This is a genomic window from Salinarimonas rosea DSM 21201 (assembly GCF_000429045.1).
In the GTDB taxonomy this organism is placed as follows: Bacteria; Pseudomonadota; Alphaproteobacteria; order Rhizobiales; family Beijerinckiaceae; genus Salinarimonas; species Salinarimonas rosea.
Genome location: NZ_AUBC01000014.1, coordinates 52,907 through 68,057, shown reverse-complemented (window position 1 = coordinate 68,057; position 15,151 = coordinate 52,907). Strand labels below are relative to the sequence as shown.

The following is a 15,151-nucleotide window of genomic DNA, read 5'->3' as shown; positions in this document are numbered from 1 at the left end:
GACTCCGCGCCCGAGGCAAGCGGAACCTGCTCCTCGGCGATGTCGCACGAGCGGTCGCAGGACGCGGCCGCGTGCCGATCGCGGGCGTGCGCGCTCGGCGCGATCGGTATAGGCTCGCGGTCGACGCGCAGGGAGACGCAAGATGACCGAGACGCCCGCGACCCCGATCCCCGTCACCGTCGTGTCGGACCCGATCTGCCCCTGGTGCTGGCTCGGCGCCGCGCGGCTGCGGCGGGGGGCGGCCGAGGCCGGCATCCCCGTCGCGCTGACCTGGCGCCCCTTCGAGCTCAACCCGGGCATGCCTCCGGAGGGCATGGACCGCGCCGCCTACCGCGCGGCGAAGATGGGCGCCGCGCGCTCCGACGCGCTCGACGCCGAGATGACCCGGCTCGGCGCGGAGGAAGGGCTCGACTACCGCTTCGCCGCGCAGACGCGCACGCCCAGCACCCGGCGCGCCCACGCGCTCCTCGCCTTCGCCGCGGCGCAGGGACGCGACGACGCCCTCGCCGAGGCACTCTTCCGGGCGTATTTCGCGAACGGCGCCGACCTGACCGACGACGCCGTCCTCCTCGCCTGCGCCGCCGACGCCGGGCTCGATCCCGCCCATGCCCGCGCGGCGCTCGACGACGCCGCGCTCGCCGATCTCGTGGCACGCGAGGAGGAGCGCGCGCGGGCGCTCGGCGTGACCGGCGTTCCGTTCTTCGTCGTCGCCGACCGCTGGGCGATCGCCGGCGCCCAGCCCGCCGAGCTGTGGCGCGCGGCGCTCGCGGAGATCGCGGCGACGCGGGCGACGGAAGAGGCGGGCCAGGGACCGGGCCAGGGGACGGGCCAAGCGTCGGGCGACGGCGCGGCCTGACGAGCCCGGCCCCGCCGGCCCCGCGTCTTGCCAACGCCCGCGGCGCCTGCGATGACCGGCGGCGTCGATCACCGGAGCGAGCCCCATGCAGCGCCTCCTAGGCGGGTCCCCCGCCGCCGTCCTCGTCAAGCTCGTCTTCCTGTCGCTCCTCGTGGGCGCGTTCATGGCGCTTCTCGGCATCACGCCGCAGGGCCTGTTCGAGGGCGCATTCGAGCTCGTGCGCGACCTCTGGGAGACCGGGTTCGAGGCCTTCGGCACGCTGGGGCGCTGGCTGGTCTACGGGGCGATGGTGGTCGTGCCCGTGTTCGTCGTGCTGCGCATCATCGCCGCGCTGCGCTGACGTGAGCGCCCCCGCCGAGACGGCGCCCGGATCGGCCGCCCCGCCGGAGGTCTCCCACCGGCGCATGTTCCTGATCGCGCTGCCGATGATGCTCTCGCACATCACGGTGCCGCTGCTCGGCTTCGTCGACACCACCGTGATCGGGCGCCTGGGCGACGCCGCGCTGCTCGGCGCCGTCGCCGTCGGTGCGGTGATCTTCGACTACATCTTCTGGAGCTTCGGCGCCCTGCGCATGGGCACGGCCGGCATGACGGCGCAGGCCGTGGGACGGCGGGACGACCGCGGCGTCGCAGAGACGCTCGCCCGGGCGCTCGCGGTGGGCGGCGCCGTCGGCCTCCTGATCGTCCTCCTGCAGATCCCCATCGGCTGGGCCGCCTTCGCGGCGATCGGCGCCTCGGACGCGGTCAACGCCGCACTCCTCGACTATTTCACGATCCGCATCTGGGCGGCGCCCGTCACCCTGTTGAACTACGCCCTGCTCGGCTCGCTCACGGGACGCGGACGCACCGACCTCGCCTTCCTGACCCAGGTCGCGACGAACGTCGCCAATATCGGGCTCACGATCCTCTTCGTCGTCGGGCTGGACATGGGCGTCGGCGGCGCGGCGCTGGGCACGGTGATCGCCGAGGCGCTCGGCCTCGTGCTCGGCTTCGTCGTGGTCCTGCGCCTGGGCGACAACCCGTTCGCGGTGCAGCGCGCCGCCCTCCTCGACCGCGCGGCGCTCGCGCGCATGCTCGCGGTGAACGGGGACATCGTCGTGCGCACCATGGCGCTCGGCGCGGCCTTCCTGATCTTCAACGCGCTCGGCGCGCGGGCCGGCGACGAGACGCTGGCGGCCAATGCCGTTCTCTACAACATGTTCGCCATCGGCGCCTATTTCCTCGACGGCTTCGCCACGGCGGCCGAGGCGGTGTGCGGGCAGGCCTACGGCGCGCGGCGCCCGCGGGACTTCCGCCGCGCGGCGGGCATCGCGGCGCTGTGGGCGCACGTCTTCGGGGTCGCGGTCGCCGCCGGCTTCTACGTCGGCGGGGGCGCCTTCATCGACTTCGTCTCGACCGACCCGCAGGTGCGCGAGACCGCGCGGCTCTACCTCGTCTTCGCCGCCCTCTCGCCGCTCGTGGGCGCGCTCGCCTTCGCGCACGACGGCGTCTACATCGGCGCGACCTGGACGGCGCCCCTGCGCAACCTGATGCTCGCGTCCTTCGCGTTCTACCTCGTGCTGCTCTACCTCCTGCGCGACCTCGGCAACACCGGGCTCTGGATCGCTTTCCTGGCGTTCCTGGCGTCGCGCGGCATCGGCCAGCAGCTCGCCTTTCCCGCGCTCGCGCGCCGCCACATCCCGCTCGACGGCTCCGACGCGCCGCTCCCCTCGCACGGCTGACGGCGCCCGTCCGCCAAAAAACGAGACGCCCCGGCCTCGTCGGAGGCCGGGGCGTCTCGCATCGTGGGGATCGGCGGGCCGATACGGCCCGCCTCACCGGATCCGGATCACTCGCGGTTGCCCATCAGGGCCAGGAGGAACTGGAACATGTTGATGAAGTTCAGGTACAGCGACAGGGCGCCCATCACGGAGACCCGGCCGGCGGTCTCGCCGTCGAAGTTCCCGTAGAGGTACATCTCCTTCAGGCGCTGCGTGTCCCACGCGGTGAGGCCCGCGAAGATCAGCACGCCGATGATCGAGATGGCGAAGGCCATCGCCGACGAGGCGAGGAAGATGTTCACCACCATGGCGATGATCAGGCCGATGAGGCCCATGATCAGGAACGAGCCCATGCCCGACAGCGAGCGCTTCGTCGTGTAGCCGTAGAGGCTCAGGCCGCCGAAGGCCGCGGCCGTGACGAAGAACACCTGCACGATCGACTCGCCGGTGAAGACGAGGAAGATCGTCGACAGCGACAGGCCCATCACCGCCGAGAACAGGAAGAACATCGACCGCGCCTTGGCGGCGCTCATGCTCTCGATCTTGAAGGTAAAGAAGAAGATGAAGGCCAGCGGCGCGAGCATCACCACCCAGCGCAGCGGGCTGCCGTAGAGCGCCGTGGCGACCGCCGGCGAGGCCGAGGCGACGAGATAGGTCGCGAAGGCCACGATGCCGGTGATGCCGAGGCCGAGCGCCATGTTGTTGTAGACGCCGAGCATGAACGCCCGCAGGCCCTGGTCGATCTCGGCTTGCGGACGCGCCACGCCGGTGCCGTAGGCGAAGCGGTTCTGGTCGTTCATCGGAACCCCATCCTCTCGAGAATTGAGCCACGGTCCGCGCGACGTCTCGAAGGCGTCGACGCTCCGTCGCCGCGCGAGGGCGGCGTTTCGGGTTGGAATATGTGGGGTCGCGCCACGCTTCGCAAGGCCTTCCCGCGCGCGAGACGTCGCATGGAAGAAGAATCGTGAACAGTTTCCGGCGCCATCGTGAAGAACGGCGGCGGGCGCGCGTATATCTCCATGCGTCGTATGTGTATTCGACGATCCATCCGCCCCGCCCTCTCCCTGCCGGGCTCGCGTATGCACATATCTCCTGCAGCCCCGGTCGACGTCGCGTTGGCGCCGGGAGCCGACACGGGCGTTCTCCTTCCCTGTAGGGGAAGGAGAAGGACCCGCTCGGTTTGCGAGCGTGCTCCGCGACGTCGCACCTGCGACGCCGCGCGTGCGAGACCGCGAGCGGCGAAGGACGATGCGTGGATCGACGAGCCCGCTCGGACGAGATCGGATCACAGCGTGCGCAGGTACGGCGCCGGCTTCTGCGAGAGGATGCGCCAGGTGCCCGCGAGGCCGAAGGTGACCGTGACGACGATGGCGATCGCCGCCGCGGCGAGCGGGCCGGCCCAGACCATGACGAACTCGAGGTTCATGATCTGCGTGACGATCACCCACCCCGCCAGAGCGCCGGCGACGAGCCCGAACACCGCGGTGGCGAGGCCGAGCAGGCCGTATTCGAGCGCGTAGGCGCCCACCAGCTTCGCCCGCGTCGCGCCGAGCGTCTTGAGCACGACGGCGTCGTAGAGCCGCGCCCGGTGCCCCGCCGCCAGCGCCCCGGCGAGCACCAGCACGCTCGCCGCGACGGCGATCGAGGAAGCGCCGCGGATCGCGAGCACGAGCTGCTCGACCACGGCGTTGACCGCCTCGAGCGCATCCTTCACCCGCACCGACGTGACCATCGGGTACGTCCGTGCGGCCTCGCGCAGGAGCGCGATCTCGGCCTCCTCGCCGGCGGCCTCGTCGGGGAGCGACAACGTGGCGATGTGCGCGTGCGGGGCGCCGGCGAAGGTGTTCGGCGAGAACACCATGACGAAGTTGATGCCGAGCGATTCCCACTCGACCCGGCGGAAGTTGGCGATCGTCGCGGTGATGTCGCGCCCGAGCACGTTCACCACGACCTCGTCGCCGATGGAGAGGCCGAGCCCGGCGGCGAGCTCGTCGTCGAAGGAGACGAGGTTCTCGGTGGGGTTCTCCCCCCACCATTCGCCGGCGACGATCTCGGAGCCCTCCGGCAGGTCGGCCTCGTAGGTGATGCCGCGATCCCCCTCGAGCACCCACGCGGCGTCCGGGTCGGCGGCGACCTGCTCCACCGGCACGCCGCCGAGCGAGACGAGGCGTCCGCGCAGCATCGGCACGCGCTGGATCTCGCCCTCGGGCGCCTGCGCGCGCAGGAAGCCGGCGAAGCCGTCGATCTCGGAGGAGGGAATGTCGACGAAGAAGAAGCTCGGCGCCTCGCCGGGGAGGCGCTCGGTGAGCTGGCGGCGCATGTTGCCGTCGATCACGGCGAGCGTGACGAGGAGCGTGATGCCGAGGCCGAGCGAGAGCACGAGGGAGGGCGTCAGCGCGCCCGGCCGGTGCACGTTGGCGAGCGCCAGCCGCGGGGCGGCGGCGCGCGGGCGCGGCAGGCGCCGCGCGAGCGCCATCATGCCGGTGGCGACGACCCGCAGCAGCACGAAGGCCGCCGCGGCCGCGCCGATGAAGATCAGCGCCACCCGCCGGTCGAAGGCGGCGAAGACGGAGAGCGCGAGCAGCGCCGCGATGGCGATCGCGACGCCCGCGACGTAGCGCTTGCGCGGCCAGCGCCGGTCCGGGTCGATCTGGTCGCGGAACAGGCCCGAGACCTGGATGTCGTGCGCCCGCCCGAGCGGCGCGAGCGAGAAGGCGAGCGCCGTGAGCAGCCCGTAGAGCGCGGCCAGCAGGAGCTCGACCGGAGCCAGCGTCGGCGCGATCGGGATCGGCAGGATCGAGCCCAGCGCGGCGGCGAGGGCGAAGGGCAGCGCCGCCCCCAGCACCAGCCCGATGGCGATGCCGATGCCGGCGATCAGCATGACCTGGGTGAGGTAGATCGCCACGACCCGCCCGCCCGGCGCGCCGAGGCTCTTGATGGTGGCGATCGACTCGCGCTTGCGGTCGACGAAGCCGCGCACCGCGTTGGCGACGCCGACGCCCCCGACGATGAGCGCCGTGAGCCCGACCAGCGTCAGGAACTGTGCGAAGCGCTCGATGTTGCGCTCCAGCCCCGGGTCGGCGTTGAGCCGCGAGCGCACCCGCCAGCCCGCCTGCGGCTGCGCCGCCTCGATCGCCTCCTGCGCGCGCAGGAGCAGCGCGTCGTCGTTCGCCGGGCCGGCGAGATCGAGACGGTAGGTGAAGCGCACGAGGCTTCCCGGCTGGACGAGCCCCGTCGCGTCGAGCGCCGCGCGCGAGACGAGCAGGCGCGGGCCGAAGTCGAAGCCGGCCTGGATCTTGTCGGGCTCGGAGCGCAGGGCGGTGCGGAGCAATATCTCCTGCGTGCCGATGCGTATCGTGTCGCCGATCTCGAGGTCGAGCCGGCCGAGCAGCACGGGATCGACCGCCGCGCCGAAGACGCCGTCCGCCTCGGCGAAGATCTCGGCGGGCGCCATCGGCGGCTCGGTGACGAGGTCTCCGGCGATCGGATAGGCCGCATCCACCGCCTTGATCTCGACGAGCGCCGCGCCGGTCTCGGCGACGGCCATGCCGCGCAGCGTCGCGACGAGGGAGACGTCGCCCCAGTCCTCGAGCGTCGCGATCTCGGCGGGCGTCGCCTCGCGGTGGATCAGGCGGAAGCTCAGGTCGCCGCCGAGCAGCGTGCGGCCCTCGCGGGCGAGGCCCTCGGTGAGCGCCCGCGACACCGACGAGACGCCGGCGATGGCGGCGACGCCCAGCGCGATGCAGGCGAGGAAGATGCCGAAGCCGCGCAGGCCCGAGCGCAGCTCGCGCAGCGCGAGCCGCAGGACGAGGGGGAGCGAGGAGGTGCCCGCGTCCCGCTTCGGGGCCGCGCCGGAAACTGTGCCGTGCATGGTCGCCTCGTCCCTCACGCCGCCGCCGCGTCCGCATCCGCCTCGATCCGCCCGGAGCGCAGGCGGATCGTGCGGTCGCAGGCCGTGGCGAGGCCGGTGTCGTGGGTGACGAGGACGAGCGTCGCGCCGCGTTCGCGCTTGAGCGCGAAGAGCAGGTCGACGATCGACCCGCCGGTGGTCTCGTCGAGATTCCCGGTGGGCTCGTCGGCCACGAGGATCGCCGGGTCGGGGGCGAGCGCGCGGGCGATGGCGACGCGCTGCTGCTCGCCGCCGGAGAGCTGGGCGGGATAGTGCGCGAGCCGCTCGCCGAGGCCCACCGCCCGCAGCTCCGCCGAGGCGCGGTCGAAGGCGTCCCCCTTGCCCGCGAGCTCCAGCGGCAGGGCGACGTTCTCGAGCGCCGTCATGGTCGGCACGAGGTGGAAGGACTGGAAGACGATGCCGATGCGCCGGCCGCGGAAGCGCGCGAGCGCGTCCTCGTCCATGGCGGTGAGCTCCTCGCCCTCGATCGTCACGCGCCCGGAATCGGGCCGCTCCAGCCCCGCCATCGTCATCAGCAGCGTCGACTTGCCCGACCCGGAAGGCCCGACGAGGCCGATCGCCTCGCCGCGGTCGACGCCGAGCGACACGCCCTTGAGGATGTGCACCCGCGCCGCGCCGCGCCCGAGGCTCAGCTCGACGTTTTCGAGGACGATGCTCTTGCCGCTCATGCGAACGATCCGATCTTCATGCGTTGACATGCCCGCCGGCATCGACCGGCGGAGACGGGCCGCCCGGCCCTTCCGCGACATCAGATATGGGGTAGAGATCGCCATGCGCCACATGCGCCCGCTCGCCACACGGCTCGCCGCCGCCTGCCTTCTCGCCTTCGGCCTCGCCGCCCCGGCGGCCGCCCAGGACGACGGGCCGGCGGAACGAGGCGCCGACGAGGTCCGCATCGTCGCGTTCGGCGACAGCCTCATGGCCGGCTATCAGCTCCCCGGCAGCGCCGCCTTCCCCGCGGTCCTCGACCGCGCCCTCGACGAGGCGGGCTTTTCCAATGTCGAGATCGTGAACGCCGGGGTCTCCGGCGACACCGCCGCGGCCGGCCTGGAGCGGCTCGACTGGTCGGTGCCGGAGGGGACGGACGGCGTCATCCTCGAGCTCGGCGCCAACGACATGCTGCGCGGGCTCGACCCCGCTCGCACCGAAGAGACGCTCGACGCGATCGTCGAACGCCTGTCCGAGCGCGACATCCCCGTCCTCCTCGCCGGCATGTACGCGGCGCGCAACATGGGGCCGGACTACGTCGCGGCCTTCGACGCGATCTATCCGCGTCTTGCCGAGGAGCACGACCTCGTGCTCTACCCCTTCTTCCTGGAGGGCGCGCTCGGGAACCCCGGGCTGATGCTCGAGGACGGCATCCACCCGAGCGTCGAAGGCGTCGAGGTGGTGGTGGAGCGCATGCTCCCCACCGTGATCCGCTTCCTCGAGGAGCGGGTCCTCCCCGGCGAGGGCTGATCACAGGCCCCTCGCGACGACGACACGACGAAGAAAAGGCACGAGAGACATGCACTACCGGCCGCTCGGGCGCACGGGCCTCGAGGTCAGCGCGCTGTGCCTCGGCACGATGACCTTCGGCGAGCAGAACAGCGAGGCCGAGGGCCACGCCCAGCTCGATTACGCGCGCGAGCGCGGCATGAACTTCATCGACACCGCCGAGCTCTACCCGATCCCGCCCAAGGCGCAGACGCAGGGCGAGACCGAGCGCATCGTCGGCACCTGGATGAAGGCCCGGCGCAATCGCGCGGACGTGGTCCTCGCCACCAAGGTCGTCGGCCGCTCGCAGAACACCTGGTTCCGCGACGACGGGTCGCCCGCCGAGCTCTCGCGCGCGCAGATCCTCGAGGCTGTCGACAAGAGCCTGGCGCGGCTGCAGACGGACTGGATCGACCTCTACCAGATCCACTGGCCCGACCGCGCCGTCTCCCAGTTCGGGGCGAACCCGATCGTCTACAAGCCGACGAGCGGGCCCGAGCACCCGATCGAGGAGACGCTCGCGGTGATGGACGAGCTCGTGAAGGCGGGCAAGGTCCGCCACGTCGGGCTCTCGAACGAGAGCGCCTGGGGCACGATGACGTTCCTCGCGCACGCCGAGGCGAAGGGCCTGCCGCGGGTCGCCTCGCTCCAGAACGCGTACTCCCTCGTCAACCGCACCTTCGAGGGCGGGCTCGCCGAGATCGCGCGGCGCGAGGACGTCGGGCTCCTCGCCTACTCGCCGCTGGCGCAGGGCTACCTCACCGGCAAGTACGAGGGTGGCGCCCGTCCGCCGGGGGCCCGGCGCACGCTGTTCGACCGCATGCAGCGCTACGAGACGCCGGGAGCGCCCGCGGCGATCTCGGCCTATGTGGCGCTCGCCCGCGAATGGGGGCTCGACCCGGCGCAGATGGCGCTCGCCTTCGCCGCCTCGCGGTCGTTCACGACGTCCGTCGTCATCGGCGCGACGACGATGGCGCAGCTCGAGACGAACATCGACGCGATGGACGTCGCGATCCCGCCCGAGCTCGAGGCGCGCATCGACGCCATCCACCTGCGCCACACCAACCCCTGCCCGTGAGGCTCGTCGAGTCCGCCTCCTTCCCCGTAGGGGACGGTCGATCCGCGCGCAGCGCCGAGACGGACGGGGCGCGCGGGACGCAGACGCGGGGCCCGTGAGGAGAGCCGACGGAGGGCGCGCTCGCGGCCTCCTCTCTCGGCTCCTCTTGCCGGCCCCGCTTCGCCGTGCGAGCGTCCGGCGCCACCGCCTCCGGGGCGTCGCCCCGGGAGCCTCGTCTTCGAGAGCCCGCCGCCTCCATGCCCGCCTCCTCTATGCCCGCCCCTCGCGTCCCCGTCTTCGACGGCCACAACGACTCCCTCCTGCGCCTGCTCCTCTCCGGCCATCCGAGTCCGGAGGAGGGGTTCCTCGCGGGCGAGCGGCTGTGCCACCTCGACCTGCCGCGGGCGCGCGCCGGCGGCTTCGTCGGCGGGCTCTTCGCGATCTACGTCCCGGACCCGAGCGGGGCCGGCGTCGAGGCGGACGCGCTGATGACGCGCCCGCGCTACGACGTGCCGCTGCCGCCTGCGCTCGATCCCGGCTACGCCCGCGATGCGACGCTCGCGATGCTCGCGATCCTGCTGCGGCTGGAGCGCGCCTCCGAGGGGGCGCTCGCGGTCTGCCGGAGCGTTCCCGACATCGAGGCGGCGATGGCGCGCGGCGCGGTCGCCATGGTGGCGCATCTCGAGGGCGCGGAGGCGATCGACCCGGACCTGCGCACGCTCGAGGTCCTCCACGCGGCGGGCCTGCGCTCGCTGGGGCCGGTGTGGAGCCGGCCGACGATCTTCGGGGAGGGCGTGCCCTTCCGCTTCCCGTCGGGCCCCGACATCGGCCGCGGGCTCACCCCGGCGGGCGAGGCGCTGGTGCGCGCCTGCAACCGTCTGCGGATCATGATCGACCTGTCGCACCTCAACGAGCGCGGCTTCTGGGACGTGGCGCGGCTCAGCCGCGCGCCGCTGGTCGCGACGCATTCGAACGCCCACGCGATCTGCCCGCACGCCCGCAACCTCACCGACGCGCAGCTCGCGGCGATCGGCGAGAGCCGCGGCATGGTGGGGCTCAACTTCGCCACATCCTTCATCCGGCCCGACGGGCGGCGCGACGCGGCGACGCCGCTGTCGATGATGGTCGACCACATCGACCACCTCGTCGCGCGTGTCGGCATCGACGGCGTCGGCCTCGGCTCGGACTTCGACGGCGCGACGATGCCGGACGCGATCGGCGACGCCCGCGGGCTGCCGAACCTCGTCGCGGCGCTCGCCGAGCGCGGCTATGCGGGCGAGGCGCTGGAGAAGATCTGCTGGCGCAACTGGCTGCGGGTGCTCGACGCGACCTGGCGGGCGTGATGCGCCGTCATTGCGCGGGCGGGGCGGCCGCCTCGTCGATCGCCAGCGCGCGACGGGCGGCGGGTCGCCCCATCGTCCGCTCGGCATAGGCCTCGAAGGCGGGCCGCCTCTCCACCGTGCCGAAGGCGAGACCCCAGCTCACCTGCGCGCCGAGCAGAACGTCCACGGCGCTGAAGCGCTCGCCCAGGATGAAGGGTCCCGCCGCGACGGCGCCCTCCAGCGCGTCGAGCATGCGCTCCCAGCTGCCGTAGCCCACCATCCGCGATCGTTCCGGCGGCGGCACGAAGCCGAGGGCGCGATTGGTCACCGCCGCCTCCATCGGTCCCGCCCCGAAGAAGAGCCACCGGTAGTACGTGCCGCGCTCCCGCGAGCCGTGCGCCGGTGCCAGCCCCGCCTCCGGGAAGACGTCGGCGAGATAGGCGCAGATGGCGGCGACCTCGGTGACGACCGTCTCGCCGTGCCGCAGCGCAGGGACCTTCGCCATCGGGTTGATCGCGCGGTAGGCCTCCCCCTGCATCTCGTCGCCGTACTGCACGATCCGCGTCTCGTAGGGCGTGCCGATCTCCTCCAGCATCCAGCGCGCGATGCGTCCGCGCGACATGGGGTTCGTGTAGAGAACGAGCTCGTCGGCCATGGTCGTTTCCTCCGCTCCGGGCGACGGCGGTATAGCGCGCGGCGAGACGCCGCGCGACCGTTCCGCGCGCCCCCCGCGGGGAACCGCGCCGCTCGCCCTCCTGTTGCCGGGGCAGGACTTCCTGCGACAGGATGGAGAGACGCCTCGTGACGAACCGCATCCCCCACCTCGCCGCCGCGAGCCTCGTCGCCCTCGCCGCCGCCGGGACGGCCCACGCGCAAGGCGGCGCCGCCGCGCCGGGCGAGGCCGCCGTCAGCCCCGCGATCCCCGCCTTCCAGGACCAGGAGATCGGCAAGCGCTTCCGGGTCGAGCCCGCCGACCTGCCGCCGCCGCAGCCCGACGAGGCGGTGCGCAACCCCGCGCTCACCATCGCCCGCGACGGGCGCACGCCCAACGTCCCCGAGGGCTTCGAGGCGGCGCTGTTCGCGGAGCTCGACGGCCCCCGCAAGCTCTTCGTGCTCGACAGCGGAGACCTCCTCGTCGCGCGCCAGGCGCAGGGCGACGTGATGTTCCTGCGCGATGGGGACGGCGACGGCACGGCCGAGACCGTGAGCCTGTTCGCGCGCGGCTTCCAGCAGCCCTACGGCATCGCCCGCATCGAGAGCGGCGAGAACGCGGGCGACATCCTCGTCGCGGACGTGCGCGGCATCTGGCGCGTGCCCTATGCCGACGGCGAGATCCGCGCCACCGGCCCGGAGATCTTCTATCCCTCCCCGCTCTCGGACGTGCCGGAGGACCAGCGCCGGCCGCAGGCGCCGATGGACCATTTCGCGGTGACCGACGAGGGCGTCTTCGGCCGCCCGATCGGGCATACGACGCGCTCGCTGCTACGCGACGAGGAGGCGGGCGTCATGTATGTCGGCGTCGGCTCGGCGGGCAACATCGCCGAGGAGGCCGAGCCGCGCGCCACGATTCAGGCGTTCGACCTCGACGGCTCGAACCAGCGCACCTTCGCGTCCGGCACGCGCAACCCCATCGGCATGGCGCTGCACCCGCAGACCGGCGAGCTGTGGGCGGTGGTGCAGGAGCGCGACGGGCTCGGCGACGAGCTCGTGCCGGACTACCTCGCGCAGGTCGAGGAAGGCGGCTTCTACGGATGGCCCTGGGCCTACGCCGGCGGCCTCGAGCAGCCGAGCTTCGCCGGGCGCGCGCCGGAGAAGGTCGAGGCGACGATCACGCCCGACGTCCTGTTCGAGGCGCATTCCTCGGCGATGAACCTCGCCTTCTACGACGCCGACATGTTCCCGGAAGAGTATCGCGGCGACGCCTTCGTGGCGCTCAAGGGCTCCTGGAACCGCGCCGACCCGACCGGCTACAAGGTCGTGCGCGTGCCCTTCGAGAACGGCGAGCCGGAGGGCGGCTACGAGAACTTCATGACCGGCTTCTGGGTCGAGGGCGACGAGCGCGCCGTGGTCTGGGGCCGCCCGACCGACGTGGTGGTCATGCCCGACGGGGCACTGATCGTCGCCGACGAGACCGCCGGCACGCTCTGGCGCGTCACGTACGACGCGCCGGAGGCGACGGGCACGACCGGCGCGACGACGCCGAGCGAGGACGCCGCCGCGCAGTGACGCCCCGCCCCGCCTGCCCCCCGCAACAGGGGACGGGTCCTCACGGCAGGGCGTCGAGATCGGCGATCGTCGCCTGCGGCGCGAGGTCGGCGTATTCGTCGGGTGCGCCGGAGCGATTGACCCAGGCGGCGGCGAAGCCGTAGGCGACGGCGCCGGCGACGTCCCAGCGGTTGGAGGAGACGAAGAGCACGTCCTCGCGGGCACAGCCGAGCTCGGCCTCGACGAGGGCGTAGGTGCGCGGATCGGTCTTGAACACCCGCACGCGATCCACCGACAGGACGGCATCGAGGTCATCGCCGATGCCGGCGGACGCGACGGCGTCGGCGAGCATGCCCTCGTCGCCGTTCGACAGGATCGCCGTGCGCGCACCCCGCGCCCGCAGCCGCGCGAGCGTGCGCGGCACCTCCCCGTAGGCGTCGAGGGCGCGGTAGCTCGCGAGCAGCGTGTCGCGGACGATCGGGTCCACCTCCGGCGACCGGGCGAGCGCCTGGTCGAGGGCGCGCTCGGTCAGCCGCCAGAACGGCTCCCAGCGCCCCATCAGGGACAGTGTCCAGGTGTACTCGAGCTGCTTCGCCCGCCAGATCTCCGAGAGATGCACCGAGGCGGGCCCGATCGTCGCCGCGTTGCGGGCGACGGCGGAATGGACGTCGAAGAGCGTGCCGAAGGCATCGAAGACGACGACGGGGTGGGCGTCGGGCATGGCCTGTCCTTTCTCGCGCGGAGCGGGATCGTGCCGCCCGCGCGAGCGCGACGCAAGCGTCGCCTCGAGCGGCGTCAGGCGGAGTGGGCCGGGGCCGCCACCGGGAAGGCCAGCACGAAGACCGAGCCGCGCCCGTCCTCCTCGCACTGGACGTCCTCCGACGGCTCCCCGTAGGCGGCGGGCTCGAAACGCACCTCGGCATCGAGCTGCACGGCGAGCGATCGGATCAGCTTGAGCCCGAAGCCGCCGGTCGTCGCGTCGGGATCGAAGCCGCGGCCGTCGTCCGCGACCCGCAGCTCGACGCGCCCGTCGTGCCGGTCGAGGGTGATCGTGACGTGGCCCTCCCCGTCGGGAAAGGCGTGGTCCATCGCGTTGGTGAGCACTTCCGACAGGATCAGCGCGAAGGGCATCGCCCGGTCGAGCGTCACGGCGACGTGGTCGAGGTCGTAGGCGAAGCGCACGCGGGGGCCGCCGAGGGACGCGCCCGCGAGCGTTTCGCTGAGCCGGCGGACGTAGGCACCGAGATTGACGCTGGCGAACTCGCCGTGGCTGTAGATCAGGTCGTGCACCAGCGCCATCGCCTGGACGCGGCGGATCGTCTCGTCGGGCGAGCTGTGCACCCGCTCCTGCATGCGGATCAGGCTCGAGACGATCTGCATGTTGTTCTTGACGCGGTGGTGCACCTCCTTGAGGAGCTGGTTCTTCTCGGCGACCGCCTCGGAGAGCGCGCGGGTGCGCAGCTCCACCTTCTCCTCGAGCGCGCGATGGCTGCGCCAGGCGAGGGCGCCCAGGAAGAGGAGCGCCGCGACCGCCGGCACGAAATAGGCGACGTAGCCCGCGAGCCGGCTGCGCCACGCATCCTCCAGGCTCGCCCGGTCGAGCGCGAAGGCCGCGTAGACCGGCAGATCGCCCAGCCGCGTCCAGGTCTGGATGCGCGGCCCGTCGTCCCCGGTCGCGTCCCCGTCGAAGACGGCGCTGCGCAGGCCGCCCTGCGGAGCGCCGCCCGCGTCCAGCGGATCGTAGCCCGCCACGCTCGTGTCGCCCTCCTCGGCGCCGACCGGCGCCCGCGGGATGCCGCCGGGCAGGCGCGCCTCCGGGGGGTGCTTCACCAGCACCTCGCCGTTGCCGAGCACGAGGGCGATCTCTCCCTCGTCGGGATAGGCGCTCTCGTAGAAGTCGGTGAAGTAGCTCGGCGCGATCCAGATGCGGATCACCCCGCCGAAGTCGCTCTCGGTCGCGCCGCTCAGGCGGGGCAGCGCGCGCGTGAAATAGGCGTCCTCGTCCTCCGGCGGCCCGACCACCAGAGCGCCGCCCTCCCGCCCCGCCGCGCGGAACCACGGCCGGTCGGAGACGTCGAGCGCCGGCACGGGAACGGCCTGGCTGGAGGCGCGCACCCGACCCTCGTCGTCGACGAGCCAGATCTCGTCCACCTCCTCGAAGTTCCGCTCGATCTCGCCGAGATAGGCGTTCAGCTCCGCCGAAGACGCGATCTCGTCCCAGCTCATCGCGCCGATCCGCCCGCGGATCGACACGGCGACCAGCTCGTGCGTCTGGAAGACGCGCTTGGCGTGCTCGGCGACGGCGTCGCGGATGTAGACGATCCGATCGCGCGCATCGCTCTCGATCGTGCGCCAGTCGTCGCCGGCGGCGAAACCGAAGAAGACGAGCGGCGCGAGCACCGCGACCACGAGGAAGTAGGGAAGCGCGGCGGGCCGGTGGAATCGAGGCAACCGCGTCGCCGCCGGATCGGCCGCGTCGCGCCTCTCGGGAGGCGGGGTCTGCGTGAGCCTATGCAGCATGTCAGGGGTTCATCGACAGAGTTCCGCCTCCCGTGCGCACCAAGC

13 protein-coding genes are annotated in these 15,151 nt (G+C 72.7%); 7 read left to right on the top strand and 6 right to left on the bottom strand.

The window, feature by feature from the left end; translation table 11 throughout:
• Positions 1 to 142 precede the first annotated feature (142 nt).
• From G407_RS27355 to G407_RS0112095, 3 genes are all read left to right on the top strand, one after another.
• The gene (locus tag G407_RS27355; RefSeq protein ID WP_084327489.1) at positions 143 to 856 is read left to right on the top strand and encodes a DsbA family oxidoreductase; all 714 of its coding nucleotides are present in this window, start codon (positions 143 to 145) and stop codon (positions 854 to 856) included.
• An 85-nt stretch (positions 857 to 941) separates the two neighbouring features.
• Entirely contained in the window at positions 942 to 1,196 is a 255-nt protein-coding gene (locus G407_RS0112100) for a DUF6460 domain-containing protein (protein WP_043539646.1), read from the top strand.
• A gap of 1 nt (position 1,197) precedes the next feature.
• Complete coding sequence (locus tag G407_RS0112095) at positions 1,198 to 2,577, top strand: MATE family efflux transporter (protein ID WP_029031010.1); 1,380 nt, start codon at positions 1,198 to 1,200, stop codon at positions 2,575 to 2,577.
• 107 nt (positions 2,578 to 2,684) lie between these two features.
• Here the strand turns inward: G407_RS0112095 and G407_RS0112090 are convergent, their stop codons facing one another.
• From G407_RS0112090 to G407_RS0112080, 3 genes are all read right to left on the bottom strand, one after another.
• The gene (locus G407_RS0112090) at positions 2,685 to 3,416 is read right to left on the bottom strand and encodes a Bax inhibitor-1/YccA family protein (protein WP_029031009.1); all 732 of its coding nucleotides are present in this window, start codon (positions 3,414 to 3,416) and stop codon (positions 2,685 to 2,687) included.
• 485 nt (positions 3,417 to 3,901) lie between these two features.
• A complete protein-coding gene (locus tag G407_RS0112085; protein WP_029031008.1) occupies positions 3,902 to 6,487 on the bottom strand; it encodes an ABC transporter permease in 2,586 nt (861 codons plus the stop codon).
• Between the two features lie 14 nt (positions 6,488 to 6,501).
• Entirely contained in the window at positions 6,502 to 7,194 is a 693-nt protein-coding gene (locus tag G407_RS0112080; protein ID WP_029031007.1) for an ABC transporter ATP-binding protein, read from the bottom strand.
• A 103-nt stretch (positions 7,195 to 7,297) separates the two neighbouring features.
• Here G407_RS0112080 and G407_RS27350 point away from each other — a divergent pair, with 103 nt between their 5' ends.
• The 3 genes from G407_RS27350 to G407_RS0112065 all read left to right on the top strand — a co-directional run bounded on the left by G407_RS27350 (position 7,298) and on the right by G407_RS0112065 (position 10,402).
• Positions 7,298 to 7,984: an arylesterase gene (locus G407_RS27350; RefSeq protein ID WP_084327488.1), complete on the top strand. Its 687-nt coding sequence runs from the start codon at positions 7,298 to 7,300 to the stop codon at positions 7,982 to 7,984.
• 49 nt (positions 7,985 to 8,033) lie between these two features.
• The gene (locus G407_RS0112070) at positions 8,034 to 9,080 is read left to right on the top strand and encodes an aldo/keto reductase (protein ID WP_029031006.1); all 1,047 of its coding nucleotides are present in this window, start codon (positions 8,034 to 8,036) and stop codon (positions 9,078 to 9,080) included.
• Between the two features lie 236 nt (positions 9,081 to 9,316).
• A complete protein-coding gene (locus G407_RS0112065; RefSeq protein WP_156917565.1) occupies positions 9,317 to 10,402 on the top strand; it encodes a dipeptidase in 1,086 nt (361 codons plus the stop codon).
• A gap of 7 nt (positions 10,403 to 10,409) precedes the next feature.
• On the opposite strand, the gene G407_RS0112060 is transcribed toward G407_RS0112065, so the two are convergent.
• Positions 10,410 to 11,036 carry a glutathione S-transferase family protein gene (locus tag G407_RS0112060; RefSeq protein WP_029031004.1) on the bottom strand — a complete coding sequence of 209 codons (627 nt, stop codon included), beginning with the start codon at positions 11,034 to 11,036 and terminating at the stop codon, positions 10,410 to 10,412.
• Between the two features lie 146 nt (positions 11,037 to 11,182).
• Between G407_RS0112060 and G407_RS27345 the strand changes: the two genes are divergently transcribed.
• A complete protein-coding gene (locus G407_RS27345; protein ID WP_169728779.1) occupies positions 11,183 to 12,607 on the top strand; it encodes a PQQ-dependent sugar dehydrogenase in 1,425 nt (474 codons plus the stop codon).
• A 40-nt stretch (positions 12,608 to 12,647) separates the two neighbouring features.
• Here the strand turns inward: G407_RS27345 and G407_RS0112050 are convergent, their stop codons facing one another.
• Positions 12,648 to 13,307, bottom strand: coding sequence for a haloacid dehalogenase type II (locus G407_RS0112050; protein WP_029031003.1), 660 nt, complete (start codon positions 13,305 to 13,307; stop codon positions 12,648 to 12,650).
• 74 nt (positions 13,308 to 13,381) lie between these two features.
• On the bottom strand, positions 13,382 to 15,106 hold the full coding sequence (locus G407_RS30445; protein WP_029031002.1) for a sensor histidine kinase: 1,725 nt from the start codon (positions 15,104 to 15,106) through the stop codon (positions 13,382 to 13,384).
• Between the last annotated feature and the right edge of the window lie 45 nt (positions 15,107 to 15,151).

What these genes read in the sequence shown, in the direction of transcription:
- G407_RS0112100 (WP_043539646.1), top strand. Translation starts at nt 942, where the DNA reads ATGCAGCGCCTCCTAGGCGGGTCCCCCGCCGCCGTCCTCGTCAAGCTC.
- G407_RS0112080 (WP_029031007.1), bottom strand. Translation starts at nt 7,194, where the DNA reads ATGAGCGGCAAGAGCATCGTCCTCGAAAACGTCGAGCTGAGCCTCGGG.
- G407_RS0112060 (WP_029031004.1), bottom strand. Translation starts at nt 11,036, where the DNA reads ATGGCCGACGAGCTCGTTCTCTACACGAACCCCATGTCGCGCGGACGC.
- G407_RS0112065 (WP_156917565.1), top strand. Translation starts at nt 9,317, where the DNA reads ATGCCCGCCTCCTCTATGCCCGCCCCTCGCGTCCCCGTCTTCGACGGC.
- G407_RS30445 (WP_029031002.1), bottom strand. Translation starts at nt 15,106, where the DNA reads ATGCTGCATAGGCTCACGCAGACCCCGCCTCCCGAGAGGCGCGACGCG.
- G407_RS27355 (WP_084327489.1), top strand. Translation starts at nt 143, where the DNA reads ATGACCGAGACGCCCGCGACCCCGATCCCCGTCACCGTCGTGTCGGAC.
- G407_RS0112050 (WP_029031003.1), bottom strand. Translation starts at nt 13,307, where the DNA reads ATGCCCGACGCCCACCCCGTCGTCGTCTTCGATGCCTTCGGCACGCTC.
- G407_RS0112085 (WP_029031008.1), bottom strand. Translation starts at nt 6,487, where the DNA reads ATGCACGGCACAGTTTCCGGCGCGGCCCCGAAGCGGGACGCGGGCACC.
- G407_RS27350 (WP_084327488.1), top strand. Translation starts at nt 7,298, where the DNA reads ATGCGCCACATGCGCCCGCTCGCCACACGGCTCGCCGCCGCCTGCCTT.
- G407_RS0112090 (WP_029031009.1), bottom strand. Translation starts at nt 3,416, where the DNA reads ATGAACGACCAGAACCGCTTCGCCTACGGCACCGGCGTGGCGCGTCCG.
- G407_RS0112070 (WP_029031006.1), top strand. Translation starts at nt 8,034, where the DNA reads ATGCACTACCGGCCGCTCGGGCGCACGGGCCTCGAGGTCAGCGCGCTG.